Below are 15,836 nucleotides of genomic sequence, written 5' to 3'. Positions count from 1 at the left end.
CCTCCGAATAAAACACGTGCATAACGACGTCGTTATGCACGTGTCTTACCTCGGAACCCCAGCCTCAGGCAGGCGGCCACAATCGGTCGGTTACGTTTTTCCTGCTCGTAACCACGGGGAAGGCCCATTCACACAAGTGTCTGTGGTTAGGGCAGACCAGGAGCCAGCCGATGGCTTCCCGGGAATCAACTGCATGTACTTGAGCGTCATTGAGGTAATGGGAGCTTACCTAGGAAGACGGAAACTTCAGGTAGAGATACCTTAGTTTCGTGCGCTCTACGCCCTTCGTACCGTTCGCTCGCTGACCTTGAACAGTCGCGCGATCTCTGGGATTGCGCGATGTTCCTCGTCACGCATGCGGCGAACTTCTACTTTCTGGGCTGCCGAAAGGGCAGGGGGTCTCCCACCTATCCGCCCACGCTTGCGCGCAGATGCCAAGCCCTCTCTGGTCCTCTCTGAAATCCGCTCCCGTTCAAACTGGGCGATGGACGCGAAGACGTGAAACACCAGGCGGCCTGCCGACGTCGTCGTGTCGATATCCTCAGCCAGGGACCGGAAGCCGGCACCTCGCTCCCGGATCGCCTCTACGATCTCCAAGAGGTCCTTCAGAGACCGCGCCAGGCGGTCATACTTTGTGACAGTCACAACGTCGCCGTCGCGGAGTTGATCCAGCATCTTATCCAGTTCTGGCCTTGCGCGCCTCGTTCCACTGATCCGGTCTGCGAAAACCTTCTCAGCACCGGCTGCTGATAGTGCGTCGGTCTGTGAATCCAGGCTCTGGTCGTCAGTGCTGACGCGTGCATATCCAATGATCATACTTCAGTGTGACAAAAACCTGCCAAAACCGCAAAGGTTTTGCCGCGGGTTTTTGTCCTGGCTAAGCGATTGATCTTGGGCAGGGTAGGGCGCGTGGCCAAAAACGACCGTTTTTGTCTCGTCTATTTAGGCTGAAGGGTAGCTATGCGGGAACGAGACAAGCTTGTGCAACGCATCGCAGCGTCAGGACCAATAACGCTACAAACTGCGGATAACAGTTCATTTGGCACACGCATGCGAGCCTTCTGCAATGCATCAAGTAAAGCAGCCGCTTGGCCGCTCTCACCCAAGATGCGCTTGACTGGATCGCAAAGCAGTAGTCCAGCAGTCGAAACAACCATCAGTTCGGGGTAGTTCTCTGAACATAGAAGCCGTGCTTTTCGCTCGTCTATCAAAGCCACCCCAGAAAGTTCGACAGCACATCCGATTGTCGCGGCCTCGCCATCGTCAAGAGTGCGCAACGTCGAGCCATCGACCAAGCTCTCATAAACTTCTAATGCGGCGGTCCCGAGACCAACACACCGGACGTTACCATCCAGACACAGTTCCTCAAGTACATCGGCATCTCGATATCCGTTCCGACGCCCATTCTCCAGCTCGGCAGAAACGTTTTCTGGAACAACAAATTGGCACGGAAGACCTCCAAAAACATCGGCAGTTCTCCCCGTCGCATTCAAGCTTATGAGAACGCTCGTATCGGCAACGAAGACAGCATCAGGGTCAGCGAGGTAGTTTAACCAGGTCATCTTCCTCGCCTTCTTCGGCCGCTGCACTGTCAAGCAAGGCGCGAACGCTATATCGATCCAGATGTAGAAGGCGCACCAACTGGCCTTCGCTATAGATGCCGCGTTTCCACGCCTCACCGGCCAAAAGGGCGAGCCGGGGCGGCAACTGGACACCCGTTTCAGAGGCTGAAAAGTGCCTCGATGGAATGTCGCCCAAAACCTGGCGCGCTTGCTCGTCGGTAATTCCACCGTTTGCCTGAAACCAGTCCCACGTTCCTCTTCTTGCAAGCCCAAGTTCTTCTAGGCGACGCACCATTGCTTCTCTAGCCACACCGAAAGCGTGCGCTAACAGAATGATATGGCGACGGGTCAAGTGGGAATGCCCCGCAGTGATATCTTGGAATCGCTGACGAACAGCACGAGATGGCGTCAAGAACCCTCGGGAGAAACTGTTGGCATAACGCTCCTCACGGGAGACAAAAAGTGAGCTCTCAGTAAGCACTTCCGGCTCGGTCCGAGAGGAAATGAAATGCCCAAGTTCGTGGGCGGCAGTAGTCATGAGCCGCGAGCGAGGATGCAACGCATTCAAGAGCATGCAGGCTCCAGCTCTAGGATCGTAAGCGAATAGACCAGAAATTTTGGAGTTCAGCGGACATAGATAGACACGAATACCTAGCTGAAGGTCCAATACAGAAACGATATCGCCGATTGGCCCTGGCCCGATCCCTAACCAGTCGCGCAGGTCCTGAGCGTCCGCCTCGGCTTGCGAGACAACCGCGCGATTGTCGCCGGGCAAGATAGGGCGTTCTGGCGGGTATCGCCGCTCCCGATGAATGCCAAGTGCGTTCTCTAGTTCCAGCTCAGCCGTAACCAGATCGTTCAGCAATCGACTGGACGTTCCGACCGCGTCGTCTTCACTCTCGCTTAGCCTCCTGAATTGAGGGGCAAGGCTAAGCTGAACGGCTTCCCGTCGAAGTATTGCGTTCGCAGACGTGCCGTAAGCGGCTGCAAGCTTCTGGAGTTCATCAATGCGAATCCGACGCTGACCCTTTTCGATGGCAACGACAGTCGTTCTGGCTGCGCCGATAACACTGGCCGCGTCTGCTTGAGTCTTTCCGGCTTCCTCTCGAGCAAGCTTCAGGCGCTCGCCGACTTCCCGATCAGATAGCCTTTCTGCTGCAGCGTTCATAACTTGCCACTTCGCCTTTCCGCCAGGAAAGAGCAGCCTCCCAAACTATCCATGAAGTTCTCCCATTCAGTCTTGTGTTGTTTGAGCAAGTTTCGAAGATTGCTTTCCGTCTCCTCGACTGCTGCCCCAATCGCCCGCCCGAGTTGAAACGCATGAGCACGGACCTCGGAACGAGCCGCGTCATCAGCCAAATCTGCGAGATGATCCAGATGCAGGAATCCGGCGTGTGCATACTCCGCAAACGACTTCCCAGCATGTCGGAACCCCGGTTCGACCGCCTCCGCCATGCTGGGTGCTGACAAATTGGTCGCGACATATACATCGGGAGCTTCTTGCAGCCCGGCTGCGTGAACGCTCATTCGTCTGAGCATGCAGGCAGCACAGACGCCACATTGACGCCACGTACCAGAGATTGACACCCAACGACTACCACGCCAGCAAGAACGGGTATCCCACCAGTCATTGCCCTGAGCTAGGGACGCATACTCTCGAAGGGTTTGCCCCTTCGTATGCCAAAGACGAGGGAACCGAAACCGAATGTCACGCTCGAACAAGGCCCGAAAATACCGCTCCATCTTGCCCGTAAATGAAGGGTGATTGCGATAGTCTGGATAAGCATGCGCCACACCGACCAATGCAGGCCCAATAGCACCTTGGCCGCTCTCTGGAATGATGATCTCGGATGCACCGCATAGATATGCGGCGACACCGGCAATCGACGCAAACTTGAAACCTCTATTTCGAGCCGTCGATTCCTTATTCGAACCAATGTTCGATAGTTCATATGGCACACCAGCGAAGGGCACTGGTTGGGCCACTCCCCTCCTTCGTTTGGGCGTCATGGTGCCGAGCCGAACCTTCACAAGTCGATGGCCCAACTCCTCATTTAACAGTCCGGCAACGGCTCTGGAATCCATGCCATCGCTATAGGCAATCACCGCACCAGTATCAGGCGACAGATTGAATTGCGCCGACTGAACCGCAATTGGAGCCGAAGTCTTTTGGTAGAAATCGAAAGTCCAATCATCTCCGGTCAGAAAGCCAACCGCATCAATCAAGGCACTCCGCACTTCATCAGCTTGCCACCGGGATGCATCGTAAACAGGAAGGCGCATAGAGAACGAACGGCGCCAGCCATGGCTCGGGCGTCGAACGGTACGGTCAGCATATTCGACAGAAGCCGCAACAAGCATCGCATCGAAAACAACCGGATCACTGCCTGCAAACGAATACGACTCAAGAGATGCGGTTGAAAAACCAATGGCATCGATTGGCAGACCTCGATGTCCAGCAAGAGCAGTTCCGCCAGCTTCGAGAACGTCAATAGCGACTTCGGGAACCGCAAGCACGGCAGACTTACTCATAGCGGCATCGCCGGGCCGTCATCTAGGCCAGCCCTCCGCGAAAGCCCAGAAGTCCGCGCCTCCTTTGAGGAAGACTGGCTATGACGAAGGGCAATGCTACTGAAGTCACACCGACTTCCTACAGCGGCAAGGCGATCACGCATATGACGCGCACTACGGTCACCGGCTTTACGCTGATAGTGCTCTTCAATGCTACGGCTATGACTCTTAAAAGTGCGCTCAAGAGCATGCTCTAACGCACACTTACATGCCTCGCCCCCAGCCAAACCCTCCAGAACGGCCTGAATTGCACCGTCAATAGCGGCATTTCCAATCGCCGAACCTCGACACTCAATCCGAGCATGGTCCAGTTCGTTCAAGACGGCCTCGTGATCGCCTCCGAACAATGACACCTCTGGCCCAACGCCGAGGATGCGCTGCAAAGACTGCACGGGAGCTTCCCCAAGGTCACGTTCAAGTGCGTGACAAGTCGCCTCCACCACGTCTTCAACAGACCATGCATCTTTGGAAGACCGCTCCGCGACAGTCTTCCAACGCCGCTTCAGCGGCAAACTCCTATGGGGACCATCACTCATGGCGCTCTCCTCAATGAGCCAATATGAGGTCGCGACCTGACATTGTCAATATTACGTAGAATCAAACCTGACATTTGGAGTGAGTCGAGACTGAGGAGTGCGGGATATCCGGGCATCTTATGCCCGTCCGCGCGAAGCGCCGGGCCTGTCGGCGGGTGGCCTTCAGGTTGCCCGCCGACAGGTCACCCTGAAACCGCCGACCATCCCGATCATGCCATAATGCAGAAAGGCCCCCGCCTGCGTACGGGGGCCTCGATCATTTCAGAGATGCGGGCTGTTACTCGGCGGCCATCCTGTCCGCCTGCGCGGTGCGCTCCATGATGAAGTCCACGGCCTTCTGCGCCTCAGAAGCGGCGCGGAATATCGCGCGGCTGTCTTCCTTCATCGCCTCAAGCCATCCTTCGACATACGCCGCGCTCTGGTCGAATTCGGGCTCTACCCCGATCTGCGCGCAAAGCATGCAGTTGCCAATCTCCGCGACCAGCTCCTCGAACGCGTAGGCCTTGCGGTCATTAAACCGGCCCAGACGGTCCAGTCGCTTTGTCGCCCCTGTCCAGTGGGTCAGCTCATGCGCCAAGGTGCCGTAATATCCTGCGGCCCTGTGAAAGGTCGCGATCGGCGGCATGTGGATGCGGTCGGTCTTGATATTGTAATAGGCGCGCGGTTCCTCGGTGCTGTCGATCTGCGCGCCGGACGCGGCAAAGAATGCCTCCAGCGCGGGGTCGGCTACGGTGCCCAGATCACGGGGCGGATCGGGCAGAATGTAGAATTCAGCGGGCAAACCCTCGATCTGGTCAGCATTGAACACGCGGTAGGCCTTGGCATAGGGGATCTGGCGTTCCTCGCCGTGTTCGTCCTCGCGCTCGACGGTGCCGTATTTCACGACAGTTGCGGATTTCTCGCCCTTGCGGACATGGCCCCCAAGCTGCTTGGCCTGATTGAACGTCATCCAGCGGGCTGAACTGTAATCCTTGGCCATCGCCGTGGCCCAAAGCATCAGGATATTGATGCCCCGATAGGCCTCGCCGTTGAACCGTTCCGGCAAGCTGACCGATGCCCCGCTGCCGGTCCACGGCTTGCGCCAGGGCGGCGTTCCCGCCTCGATCTGTGCGATGATCTGATTGGTGACATGGGAATAAACGTCAAACTTCTCTGCGGTCATTTGTGACCCTCCTTGCGTGACGCGGTCCGGGTCTCTTCCCCTTTCCGCCAATGGGCGGGCCTTCCTGTTCTGATCTTTGGAATGCCCATGCATTCCGAAGGGCAGAGCAGGTAAGGGCAAAGCCCGTCCTGCGGCCTGGCGGGGCCGTGACAACCGGGTGGAGGGCGTGAATTTGGGAGGGAACCGCGCGCCTGCGCGTGGGAGGAACCGGAATTCTCGGCCGGAACCGACGCCAACGGCGGCGCTTGCCGGTTTTCTCGGACCTGACAGGATGGCAGGCGGATCAAGAGGATTTGGAAACTGTCAGGGTTGGGGTGAGCGGGCGTCAGCCCGTCGATGCCCGGCTCTGTCTATCGCTCAAAGCGAGACCGGCTCACTGCCGGGATCACAGTTGAAGACAGCCCCCGAAAGTATCTCATGGCCGATGGCCTTCAGGACCGGTTTGATCGTGCTTTGGTTATATCTGCGGATACGGATTTGAATGAAGCCGTGAACCTTACAAAGGCAGAAGCTGCAGGTAAACAAATCGACCTTGTCGCCCCACCAAAGCGCAAAGGGCGCAACTCAGTCGCTTTGTTCGAGGTGACGGTGGGCCGCGTGCGGCGCTCTCTTCTGCCCCATCAACTTGTTCTGGCGGGTAAAACCATCACCCGCCCAACTGAATACGATCCACCAGCAACCTGATCAAACAACCCCTTCAAGCTGATCCCAGTGAACCCTGATCTCGGTTTTACCTCCCCACTTGAGCGAGCCGCGATCTACCATCCTGCCTGCGATCTCGAATTCTTCGTTGATTTTCACGACGAACAGCTTGCTGAAGTTTCCTGCTGAACTGATCGTCACAAAGTCTCGTGCCTTGAACGGCGTGATCGTCTTGACCTCGATGAAGTCGTTCCCGAGCCTGCCATCCGATCCTTGGGCGTAGTTTCTATGCAGCTTCACGCCGTGGGTGATTGCAGCAAACAGTTCTCCAATGTCGCCATAGACCTGCAGGTGCAGGCCTGTTTGCAAATGGTAAGCTTCCGCGAGCGACAATAAGTCTTCGAAGATGGGGATCAGCGCCCGATCTGCGTTCGGATATTTCGCGCCCCATTCCTTATATTGTAGCTGCCGGTTGATGTCGTCCCAGCTTACCCATTCGCCATCATCCCAAATGGCGTTGTCAGGCCCAAGCATCTAGTGAACTGACTCTGGCAAGCTGTCGAACAAGATCACGCGTCCATCGCCTTCGTCAGGATCGTTGACCAGGACAAACGGCACTTCTGCTCCGTCCTTCTCATAGAGACAGCGGTACTTCATCTTGCCATCGAGCGGATCGCGCACCTGGTCGTAGCGATAGCTGTACGGGATGCCCTTCTCAATCCAGCCTTCAACACCTGCGGGCGTCACAAGCGATAACGGTTTTCCGTCCAGCAAGATCGTCTTGCCCACGTTGAATACTTCATACATTCAATCTGTCTCCTCTGTCGTTTCACCGGGTTGCGTCACAGGCTGTGACCTTCGCCACGATCCCTGTCCCGCGTGGTTTCATTCTCGTCGTCACCGCGTTCCTGTTCGCGCTCGTCCTCGATCTCCAGCTTTTCACGCGGCTTGTTCAACACGTCCTTCAGGCGCTCGTTGACGGATGGCTTGCGCGCCGCGCGCCCTGTGCCCTCGCCCAGATCATACTCGCTGTGACCGTCCAGCTTGTGAACCGCCGCCTGACCATCACGGCCTGCGTCCTTCTCCATGATCTCTTTGAGCCGCTCCCGCGCATAATTGCGGCCTTCTGGCTTCGACGCGTCGTCCTGGTCCAGTGACCGGTCCACGACGCGCGCCAGCCGCTCCCGGAAGTCCTTCGGATTGCGATCTGCGCTACGGTCTTTCGCCGTAGCAGCCCTGAGCGCGGCAAGACCGGCAGAGACACGCCCCTGCCCCGCCTCGCGTTCGGCCCCATAAGTCTCCCGCGCGATGTCGAGACGTTCGCGCATTTCGCGGAACGCGGCGCGGGCCTGGCGGGCGGCATGGACCACGGCCCCACGCTCAGTGACCGGCACATATTCCCGGCCCTGGCGCTCAGCCATCACCTTCGCGCGCCGTTCCATGGAATTGGCCGCCGGTCCCAGCTTCAGCTCAGGGTCGCGGTCCAGCTCCTCCGCCGTCAGCTCGTCACCCCGTTCCAGCGCCGCCTCGCGCTGCGCCTCAAGCGACCGGTGATCGACACGCTCCACCTCCCCTGCCCGCTCCAGCGCGCGGTTCTGCAACTCGGCCCAGAGGCCGCGCATCTGCTCGATCTCGACGCCGCCGGTTTTCGCGGAATCGAGCACTCGGGTTTTGGCCGTGAAGCCCTCCGCTTCCAGCTTGCGGGTGGAGGTCAGCACATGGGCGTGATGGTTCCGCTGATCACCCTCGCGATGCGGTGCGTGGATCGCAACATCGACGGCCACGCCGTAGCGGTTGACCAGCTCCTGGGCGAAGTCGCGGGTGATCTGTGACCGGTCCTCGGCACTGATCTCGGACGGCAGGGCCAGCTCCCACTCGCGGGCAGTGACGGAGTTGCGGCGGGTCTCGCTGGCCTCGACCTCATTCCAGAGGCGGGACCGATCCGTGGCCCAGTCCGGGGCGTCCTTCGGGGTCAGGATGAAGGTCTCTTCGACGCCCTGCTTGCGGGTATAGTCGTGGACGCGGCCTTCACGCTGGCACTCGATGCGCTCCCCGACACGGTAGGCCGCAGCTGCCGTGGCAGAGCGCCCGGCACTGCGTTTGATCGTCTTCACAGAGAGGTGGTAGCTCGCCATGCGCCCTCCTCTCTCAAAGGCGATAGTTGCCGCCGTGGCAGAGCGCCCGGCTCTTGGCTCGTGACAAGAGCTGAGGTGTTGGTGCAGAGTGGGGATGAAGCCCAACCTCTTCCGGTTCCCTTGGGAAAGGGCTTCGTCCTCCCTGTTGGGCGTAAGACGGTGGTTTTGGAGATCAGTGATCCAAGACCGCCGCAGCTTTGCGCAACCGTCTTTTCCCCTGAGGCCCGCGCCCCAAATCGCAGTGCGCGTTCGCACCGCTGGGGCTGGAGGGGAAAAGACAGCCCGCCCGAAGTGAGCCTCTGGCTCTCTGAGGCGCGGGCTTGCCAGTGATCTGCCCCCAGATCCCCAGCCTCATGGGGGGCGGGATATGGGGGCAGATCACTGGCGGTTTGCCGGGGGCAAACCCGGTATCGCGAAGGGGCGTCAGCACCTGGGCGCGATACCTCCCGCAAGGGAGACGCCAGCGACAGACCGGCCCCCACCGTGGGGCATCGGGCGAGACGGTGGCACGACATTGCGGGACGCGATCCAACCGCCGAGGTTGGTTCTGGAGGGTTTGGGAGGGCGAAGGCAGCTCCCATTCCGGCGCGCATCGCGTCGGACGGAGTTCGCCATCGGCTGAGGCCCCGCCTCAAGGAGATCGCACGCAAAGCTCGGAACCGCAGGTGGAGAGTTTGCATAAGTGCGCCCTTGTCCTTTACAGGCCTACGGGTAAGCGCTATCGCTGGTTGTGGCAAGCCCAACCTTTACACCTGCCTTCTTTGAAGTGGATTCCCGAATTGGCCGATACTGAGCTTGAACGCGCCGAGAAACGCTATGCCCAAGCCAAGGCCCGCCTGCAGGCCCTGAAGAACCGGGAAGCCACCAGACAGCGCAAGCTGGATACGCGGCGCAAAGTGATCCTGGGCGGAGCGCTCATGGACCTGGCGGAACGGGATTCCAATGCTGCCGCGATGCTCGACCGGCTGATCCGCAACCTCTCCCGTGAACAGGATCGCAAAGCCTTCGCGGAATGGGAGGCCCCCTCCCCTGCCACAAGCGATGAGGGCGCGCCCTGATGCGGCGCGTGATGCTCGTCTTCGGGGGGCTGTTCCGCTTCTTCGGTCGGTTGATCTTCACACCCATCCTTCTGGGCTGGATGATCGGCGCGGTCCTGTTTGGGGCGATGCTTGGAACGCTTGTGGCCACGCCGTTCATCTTTGCCTTCTTCGATCAGCCGCCCGGTGAAAGCGCCTGGCAATGGCTGGTCTTCGGTCCCTTCATGCTCATTGGCGCTGTCTTCGGGTTTCAGTACTGGCGCATGGCCTCCGGTGCGGATGCCTACTTCGGTCTGACCGGCGACAGCCACGGCTCGGCGCGGTTTGCCAACCGCAAGGAGCTGAAGAAGCTTCAGCGGGAAGACGGCCTTCTGATCGGGCGCAATCCGCACACTGGGCGGTTGCTGCACTATGACGGCCCGGCTCATCTGATCACCCTCGCCCCGACACGGGCCGGGAAAGGCGTCGGCACCGTGATCCCAAACCTGCTGGCGGCTGAACGCTCGGTTCTGGTGATCGACCCCAAGGGCGAGAACGCGCGGATCGCGGGCGAGGCCCGGCGGCGCTTCGGGACGGTCCACGTCCTCGATCCGTTTGAAGTGAGCGGCCATCCTTCGGCTTGCTACAACCCGCTCGACCGGCTGACGCCGGACAGCCTCGATCTGGGCGAGGATGCTGCCTCCCTAACAGAGGCGCTGGTCATGGACCCGCCGGGACAGGTGACGGAAGCGCACTGGAACGAAGAAGCCAAGGCCATCCTCGGCGGGCTGATCATGTTCTGCGTCTGCCATGAGGATCGCGACCGCCGGTCCCTCGCCACCGTCCGGGAATATCTGACCCTGCCCCCGGAGAAACTCCGGGCGCTGTTGGAGCTGATGCAGGACAGCGACGAGGCAGGCGGGCTGATTGCCCGCGCCGCCAACCGCTTCCTCGGCAAGGCGGATCGCGAAGCCGCCTCGGTCCTGTCCAACGCGCAGCGGCACACACATTTTCTGGACTCGCCCAGGATCGCGAAGTGTCTGGCGCGCTCGGACTTTGCTTTCTCCGATTTGCGGCACCGGACTACCTCCGTCTTCCTGGTGCTTCCCCCAAACAGGATGGACGCCTACAGTCGCTGGCTGCGCCTTCTGGTCTCTCAGGCCCTTCAGGACATCGCCCGGGACGCTGAACGGCCTCAGAGCGCGTCAGAGGGCCATTCTGAGCGCCTCAAGACCCCTTCCCTCTTCCTCCTCGATGAATTCGCCGCTCTGGGCCGTCTGGAGGCTGTAGAGCGCGCCATGGGGCTGATGGCAGGCTACGGGCTTCAGCTCTGGCCGATCCTGCAGGACATGAGCCAGCTCAAGGACCTCTATGGCGAACGCGCTGGCACCTTCATCGCCAATGCCGGGGTGCAACAGGTCTTCGGGGTGAATGACTTTGAGACAGCCAAGTGGCTGAGCCAGATGATCGGCCAGGAAACTGCCGGGTTCCAGACCGACAGCTTCAAGCCCGGCGATGGACCCAGCTTCTCGAACAACCTCACGGGCCGCGATCTGCTGACCCCCGATGAAATCATGCAGCTTCCTCCGGATCGCCAGCTCCTGCGCGTCCAGGGGCAGGCCACCGCCGTCGCGCAAAAGCTGCGTTACTACGCTGATCCTGAATTTGCCGGGCTGTTCACGCCCGACGCCCGATAACCTGAAAGCAATCCGCCATGTCTGAAGATGCCCCCTCCCCTGCCCCGCTCTCGGACGATGATCTGCGCGAAACGCTTGATCTCCTCGCCACGGCTGTCGCTAGCATTTCGGATCGGGTGGATGATCAGGCGCGCGTACTCGACCGCGTGAACAAGACGGCGACGGAAGCCCGCTCTGCCGCTTTCGCTGCCCGCAAACAGACGGACCCGGAAAACTACGGTGAGATTGTCGGCGCGACCATTGACGGCAGGATCGGTGATACCCTGGACCGCGTTGGCCAGATGGCGGGTGATTTGCTCCGGGCGTCCAACCACACCCAGGAGGTTCTCAGGAAGGTCGAGGATGCCAGATCAGACACCATGCGTCAGCTTTGGGAACGGGAACAGAAGCTGGATCGCTTCAAAAGCCGTCTTCCATGGTTCGGTCTGGGTGCTGTCGTTCTGGCTCTTGTCCTGACGGTGACGCTTCCTCGTTTCTTAGCCAGCAACGCTTCCATGTGCGCTGTTCTTGGGGCGTCCTGGACGACGACAACCACAGGTGTCGATGCCTGCGTGTTCTATCAGCGGTGAGCGGTGATGTGCTGATGGTGGTCAGGTCTGGCTCAGAAGCTGGGTGTTATATTTGTGTTAGAATCTGTGTTACGCATTTCCAGAACCGGTGTAGAGATCTGTAAAATAACAATTTTCTTTGAGGGTCGGTAACTAATAACACGAATCTCGGTAACTGAAATCCTGCTTTTGGTAACTAAAAACACGAATCTTGACTGCGGTAACTAAAACCACGAATGTGGACTCATGGTAACTGATAACACGAATGCCCTCGCCCCGCTCCTGCCGGATCGCCATCCGCAGCATGATTTGTTCATCTGTGATGTGGCTGACGCTGTCCTGAAGGACGTGATGCAACACATGGAGCATCCGTTTTATTCCCTCTCAAAGAAGCCTGAGACGACGATCAAGCGCTATGAGAATGGCGACAAGTGGCTGCAGATTACGCCGAGCGTCAAGGGTCTGGCGACGATCTACGACAAGGACATTCTGATCTACTGCATCAGTCAGATCATGGCGAAGCTGAAGGAGGGCGAAGCCGTTTCGCCCCGTGTCCGGATTAACTCCAGAGAACTGCTTATCTTCACCAATCGGGGTACAAGTGGTCGGGAATATCAGTCCCTGCTCGACGCCCTTGATCGACTCGAAGGGACGCGGATCAGGACAAACATTGTCACCGGAGACGAAGAACAAGTTGATGGCTTTGGCCTGATCGACGCGTCGTCGATCCGCCGCAAGCATGGCCTCGATGGCCGTCTTCTCTGGTGTGAAGTGAAGCTGTCAGACTGGGTTTTCAACGCAATCCGTAACGAAGAGGTACTGACCCTCCACCGGGACTACTTCCGCCTGCGCAAGCCCATTGAAAGACGGGTGTACGAGATCGCCCGGAAGCATTGCGGGCAGCAGAAAACCTGGCGCATCACGCTGGCTAAGTTGCTGCTTAAGACTGGGTCGCAAAGCCCACAGAAGCGCTTTCGGCAGATGATCCGGCAACTCGCAGAGCATGACCACTTGCCGGATTACCATGTTACCTTTGAAGATGAAGCTGACATGGTGGTGTTCACTAATCGCGGCACGATGTCCCCTGCCCAGCTTGTCGAAGGCAGTATTCCACCGCTGCAGTCCGACACCTACGAAGAAGCGCGCCATGCAGCGCCCGGTTGGGACGTTCGTTTCCTGGAGCGTGAGTGGCGCGACTGGTGTGTTGAGCCGCCTCGCAGTGCCGACCGGGCCTTTATTGGGTTCTGCCGAAAGTGGTTCGAGAAGCGAGGTAGACCATAAGATGAAAAACCGGTAACGGAAATAAAACCGGTAACAGGTTTAATTTCGGTATTGGATTTATTACCGGTGTAAGATATAAATCCGGTAACAACAAACTGGCAGGATCGAGCAATGCCCGTCATCGTCATGGCAAGCCCCAAAGGTGGGGTTGGGAAGTCCACATGCGCTGTAATTCTGGCGTCCCAGTTCGCTCGCATGGGTGCGGATGTCACGGTGCTTGACTGCGACCCCAACAAGTCCCTGACCAGATGGGCGTCGCATGGCACTCCTGCAGGCGTCACGCTCAGGAGCGAGGTTGGGCGTTCAGAAATCGTCCCGACTATTCGGAGCGCAGATGGTGATGGCAAGATTGTCATTGTGGACTTGGAGGGTGTCGCATCTCAGCTGGTCAGCCGCGCCATCTCCCAAGCGGACCTGGTGATAGTCCCGATGCAGCCGACAGCGCTCGATGCAGAGATCGGCTCGGAAGCATTGGCGTTGGTTCGTGAAGAAGAAGAAGCGCTTGGGCGGTCAATAAGGCATGCTGTGGTGCTGACCAAGACAAGCGCAGCCGTCAAGAGCCGTGTCCAAAAGGAATTGGAAGAACAACTGAGTGGGGCAGGGATCGATGTAATCGAACCGTCCTTAGTAGCCCGCGCGGCGTTCTCTGAACTGTTCGCATATGGCGGTGATCTGACTGCGATGATGAACGACCCCGAAATGGTTACGGGCGGAAAAGTTGATAAGGCACTGATTAACGCTCAGGCATTCACGGAGGCTGTCTATGAACGGCTCAAATAGACTGGGAGGCCTGAAAGCGCGCCCAAAGGCTACTTCACCCGAAGAAGTGCGGCGCGTAGACGAGGTGGGAGAGGCGAGGGGGTTTTTAGATCGAACTCCACGCAAGAAGCCGGGCCGAAAGCCGAGCCCTCGAACGCATCAGCTGCACCCCAAAGTTTTTCCAGAGATAGGTGAAGCGATTGCTGCGGAAGCGGAACGCTTGGGTATCACACAAGGGCAGTTAGTTGAGCATATGTGGGATCTGTATCAAGCCAACGCCACTCACAAGAACAAGAAGGAAGGGGTCTAACCAGTGGTCAAAGGAGTAAGCATTTTCTCAGGGGCAGGGGGTCTCGATGTTGGTGCACATCAAGCTGGTGTGGATATAGTTGCATGTATCGAGAATGACCCTGATGCAGCACAGACATTGCGCATTAACAATGGCTTGCTTGGTGCAGACGTACTCGAGAAGGATATCAAGGAAGTTGACTTCCGGGTGTGGTCGAACACTGAACCAAGTGTGCTAATCGGCGGACCACCCTGTCAGCCCTTTTCGAAGAACGGTTACTGGGTCAAGAACGACAATCGGCTGATCGAGCATGACCCCAGAAACATGCTTGGTCAGTTCGTGCGCGCGCTCGGTGAAATGCTACCCACAGGTTTTCTGTTTGAGAACGTTGAAAGCATACTCCATCCGACGAACAAGAGTACCTTTGAGGCTTTCGTCAAAGAGGCCGAAGCGCACGGCTATGCTTGTACGGTTTTCCGTACGAATTCCGCTGATTTTGGCGTCCCGCAGAAGCGGAAGCGCGTCTTCGTCTTCGGCGTAAAGGGCGGCGGAACAGCGATACCCTGCCCAGTGGGGCGATATGCAGACCCAAAGAAACCGCACCAGATGAACGGTCATGCACCATACGTCGGAGTGGGAGACTTTATCGCCCCCTATGCGGGGCAGGAGTTCTCTGAACCACAAGAGGATGCAAGTGGCGGGACTTACTACCAGGAACTTCTCAATGTGCCCTCTGGAAGAAATTACATCGGGCTGCGAGATGTTGAAGGCTACAGCGGTCGCACCTTCAGGTCAGGGGGCCGCTTCTGGAACTTCCTATACAAGCTGCACCCGGACGAACCCTCAATCACGATTGCCGCACAGCCTGGGCCTTGGGTCGGCCCTTTCCATTGGGACAGCCGACGGCTGAGAGTTCCAGAAATCGCAGCAATTCAAACCTTTCCTAAAGATTATCAGTTCTATGGTACTCGCAGGTCGGTTCAGAAGCAGATTGGCAACGCGGTGCCATGCTTGCTCGGCCAGGAGATGGTTGCTCACTTGATGAACCATTTGCCCTGATGCGCATGAGCGAGGCGGGAGATAAAAACTTGAGAAGCACCTACTACGGTCAGAATGACGACTCTGAAGCGGTCGGTAGATTTGCGCGCTTTCAATCGGCTCGGGTTACGCACATAGAAGCCGTTCAACGGCATTCTGAAGAGGCTGAAGAGAAGCTTTCATACATCTCCGAATGCAAATCTGAGCATGAGCGCAAGAAGCTTGGATCGTACTACACTCCGACTGACGTAGCAGACTTCTTCTGGAGAGAACTCTTCGCTCAGAACAATGTACTGGACGAGGAGGATGCGCTTTCCTTTTTGCGCAAGCATCATTTTGTTGAACCCGCTGCCGGGGCAGGGGCCTTGATCTTCGCGCTCTTCAAGAGGTTTCTGACGCTTGGTGTGGCAGCCGAACAGCTAGCTGAGATCGAACTATCCATTGTTGATGTGAACACCAGCGCTCTCGCCTTCATTGAAAAACAGTTGGAAGTTCTGGCTGGCGCTTGGGATGTATCCTTCAGCAGAGTTCGGCTTGTCCGCGACGACTTCCTCTCGGCTGATCTGAGCAGTGGTTTCAAACCCTACTTCTTCTTCGGAA

General features: G+C 58.2%; 17 protein-coding genes. 9 read left to right on the top strand and 8 right to left on the bottom strand.

All coding sequences use genetic code 11. From position 1 onward, the window contains the following. Positions 1–276: 276 nt before the first annotated feature. The 4 genes from Q344_RS0100900 to Q344_RS25430 all read right to left on the bottom strand — a co-directional run bounded on the left by Q344_RS0100900 (position 277) and on the right by Q344_RS25430 (position 4,094). Complete coding sequence (locus Q344_RS0100900) at positions 277–816, bottom strand: recombinase family protein (RefSeq protein ID WP_028284998.1); 540 nt, start codon at positions 814–816, stop codon at positions 277–279. A 122-nt stretch (positions 817–938) separates the two neighbouring features. Next, complete coding sequence (locus Q344_RS25955; protein WP_156954599.1) at positions 939–1,562, bottom strand: PIN domain-containing protein; 624 nt, start codon at positions 1,560–1,562, stop codon at positions 939–941. Beyond that, positions 1,537–2,730 carry an XRE family transcriptional regulator gene (locus Q344_RS25435; RefSeq protein WP_084178251.1) on the bottom strand — a complete coding sequence of 398 codons (1,194 nt, stop codon included), beginning with the start codon at positions 2,728–2,730 and terminating at the stop codon, positions 1,537–1,539. The genes Q344_RS25955 and Q344_RS25435 overlap by 26 nt, the downstream gene beginning before the upstream one ends. Next, positions 2,727–4,094, bottom strand: coding sequence for a 7-cyano-7-deazaguanine synthase (locus tag Q344_RS25430; RefSeq protein WP_084178250.1), 1,368 nt, complete (start codon positions 4,092–4,094; stop codon positions 2,727–2,729). The genes Q344_RS25435 and Q344_RS25430 overlap by 4 nt, the downstream gene beginning before the upstream one ends. An 80-nt stretch (positions 4,095–4,174) precedes the next feature. Here Q344_RS25430 and Q344_RS25950 point away from each other — a divergent pair, with 80 nt between their 5' ends. Next, positions 4,175–4,330: a hypothetical protein gene (locus Q344_RS25950; RefSeq protein WP_156954598.1), complete on the top strand. Its 156-nt coding sequence runs from the start codon at positions 4,175–4,177 to the stop codon at positions 4,328–4,330. A 616-nt stretch (positions 4,331–4,946) separates the two neighbouring features. On the opposite strand, the gene Q344_RS0100875 is transcribed toward Q344_RS25950, so the two are convergent. Further along, the gene (locus Q344_RS0100875; protein ID WP_028284995.1) at positions 4,947–5,831 is read right to left on the bottom strand and encodes an ArdC family protein; all 885 of its coding nucleotides are present in this window, start codon (positions 5,829–5,831) and stop codon (positions 4,947–4,949) included. A 417-nt stretch (positions 5,832–6,248) separates the two neighbouring features. On the opposite strand from Q344_RS0100875, the gene Q344_RS25945 reads away from it, so the two are divergent. Continuing rightward, complete coding sequence (locus tag Q344_RS25945; RefSeq protein ID WP_156954597.1) at positions 6,249–6,515, top strand: PIN domain-containing protein; 267 nt, start codon at positions 6,249–6,251, stop codon at positions 6,513–6,515. Here Q344_RS25945 and Q344_RS0100870 read toward each other — a convergent pair whose 3' ends face one another. The 3 genes from Q344_RS0100870 to mobQ are packed head-to-tail and all read right to left on the bottom strand — an operon-like array spanning position 6,516 to position 8,608. Then, positions 6,516–7,007: a hypothetical protein gene (locus tag Q344_RS0100870; protein ID WP_028284994.1), complete on the bottom strand. Its 492-nt coding sequence runs from the start codon at positions 7,005–7,007 to the stop codon at positions 6,516–6,518. Next, entirely contained in the window at positions 7,008–7,280 is a 273-nt protein-coding gene (locus Q344_RS0100865) for a hypothetical protein (protein WP_028284993.1), read from the bottom strand. A gap of 35 nt (positions 7,281–7,315) precedes the next feature. Beyond that, on the bottom strand, positions 7,316–8,608 hold the full coding sequence (mobQ, locus tag Q344_RS0100860; protein ID WP_028284992.1) for a MobQ family relaxase: 1,293 nt from the start codon (positions 8,606–8,608) through the stop codon (positions 7,316–7,318). 779 nt (positions 8,609–9,387) lie between these two features. Between mobQ and Q344_RS0100855 the strand changes: the two genes are divergently transcribed. From Q344_RS0100855 to Q344_RS22745, 7 genes are all read left to right on the top strand, one after another. Further along, entirely contained in the window at positions 9,388–9,666 is a 279-nt protein-coding gene (locus Q344_RS0100855; protein ID WP_028284991.1) for a hypothetical protein, read from the top strand. Then, complete coding sequence (locus Q344_RS0100850) at positions 9,666–11,321, top strand: type IV secretory system conjugative DNA transfer family protein (RefSeq protein ID WP_028284990.1); 1,656 nt, start codon at positions 9,666–9,668, stop codon at positions 11,319–11,321. Before Q344_RS0100855 ends, Q344_RS0100850 begins: the two co-directional genes overlap by 1 nt. A 17-nt stretch (positions 11,322–11,338) precedes the next feature. Next, entirely contained in the window at positions 11,339–11,890 is a 552-nt protein-coding gene (locus Q344_RS0100845) for a hypothetical protein (protein WP_028284989.1), read from the top strand. 225 nt (positions 11,891–12,115) lie between these two features. Further along, complete coding sequence (locus Q344_RS0100840; protein WP_028284988.1) at positions 12,116–13,150, top strand: replication initiator protein A; 1,035 nt, start codon at positions 12,116–12,118, stop codon at positions 13,148–13,150. 111 nt (positions 13,151–13,261) lie between these two features. Continuing rightward, positions 13,262–13,930 carry a ParA family protein gene (locus Q344_RS0100835; RefSeq protein WP_028284987.1) on the top strand — a complete coding sequence of 223 codons (669 nt, stop codon included), beginning with the start codon at positions 13,262–13,264 and terminating at the stop codon, positions 13,928–13,930. A gap of 292 nt (positions 13,931–14,222) precedes the next feature. Further along, the gene (locus tag Q344_RS25420; RefSeq protein WP_084178248.1) at positions 14,223–15,257 is read left to right on the top strand and encodes a DNA cytosine methyltransferase; all 1,035 of its coding nucleotides are present in this window, start codon (positions 14,223–14,225) and stop codon (positions 15,255–15,257) included. Between the two features lie 29 nt (positions 15,258–15,286). Continuing rightward, the coding region (locus Q344_RS22745; protein WP_156954596.1) for a hypothetical protein at positions 15,287–15,836 on the top strand (550 nt) is incomplete at its 3' end.

This window comes from Pseudooceanicola nanhaiensis DSM 18065, from assembly GCF_000688295.1.
In the GTDB taxonomy this organism is placed as follows: domain Bacteria; phylum Pseudomonadota; class Alphaproteobacteria; order Rhodobacterales; family Rhodobacteraceae; genus Pseudooceanicola; species Pseudooceanicola nanhaiensis.
The sequence above is the reverse complement of the archived record's forward strand: the minus strand, read 5'-3'. Positions and strand labels throughout refer to the sequence as shown.

Excerpts from the sequence above, each read along its gene's own strand:
- Q344_RS0100835 (WP_028284987.1), top strand. The coding sequence starts at position 13,262 with ATGCCCGTCATCGTCATGGCAAGCCCCAAAGGTGGGGTTGGGAAGTCC.
- Q344_RS0100845 (WP_028284989.1), top strand. The coding sequence starts at position 11,339 with ATGTCTGAAGATGCCCCCTCCCCTGCCCCGCTCTCGGACGATGATCTG.
- Q344_RS0100900 (WP_028284998.1), bottom strand. The coding sequence starts at position 816 with ATGATCATTGGATATGCACGCGTCAGCACTGACGACCAGAGCCTGGAT.
- Q344_RS25955 (WP_156954599.1), bottom strand. The coding sequence starts at position 1,562 with ATGACCTGGTTAAACTACCTCGCTGACCCTGATGCTGTCTTCGTTGCC.
- mobQ (WP_028284992.1), bottom strand. The coding sequence starts at position 8,608 with ATGGCGAGCTACCACCTCTCTGTGAAGACGATCAAACGCAGTGCCGGG.
- Q344_RS0100850 (WP_028284990.1), top strand. The coding sequence starts at position 9,666 with ATGCGGCGCGTGATGCTCGTCTTCGGGGGGCTGTTCCGCTTCTTCGGT.
- Q344_RS0100875 (WP_028284995.1), bottom strand. The coding sequence starts at position 5,831 with ATGACCGCAGAGAAGTTTGACGTTTATTCCCATGTCACCAATCAGATC.
- Q344_RS25430 (WP_084178250.1), bottom strand. The coding sequence starts at position 4,094 with ATGAGTAAGTCTGCCGTGCTTGCGGTTCCCGAAGTCGCTATTGACGTT.
- Q344_RS0100840 (WP_028284988.1), top strand. The coding sequence starts at position 12,116 with ATGGTAACTGATAACACGAATGCCCTCGCCCCGCTCCTGCCGGATCGC.
- Q344_RS25945 (WP_156954597.1), top strand. The coding sequence starts at position 6,249 with ATGGCCGATGGCCTTCAGGACCGGTTTGATCGTGCTTTGGTTATATCT.
- Q344_RS0100865 (WP_028284993.1), bottom strand. The coding sequence starts at position 7,280 with ATGTATGAAGTATTCAACGTGGGCAAGACGATCTTGCTGGACGGAAAA.
- Q344_RS25950 (WP_156954598.1), top strand. The coding sequence starts at position 4,175 with ATGACGAAGGGCAATGCTACTGAAGTCACACCGACTTCCTACAGCGGC.
- Q344_RS0100870 (WP_028284994.1), bottom strand. The coding sequence starts at position 7,007 with ATGCTTGGGCCTGACAACGCCATTTGGGATGATGGCGAATGGGTAAGC.
- Q344_RS25435 (WP_084178251.1), bottom strand. The coding sequence starts at position 2,730 with ATGAACGCTGCAGCAGAAAGGCTATCTGATCGGGAAGTCGGCGAGCGC.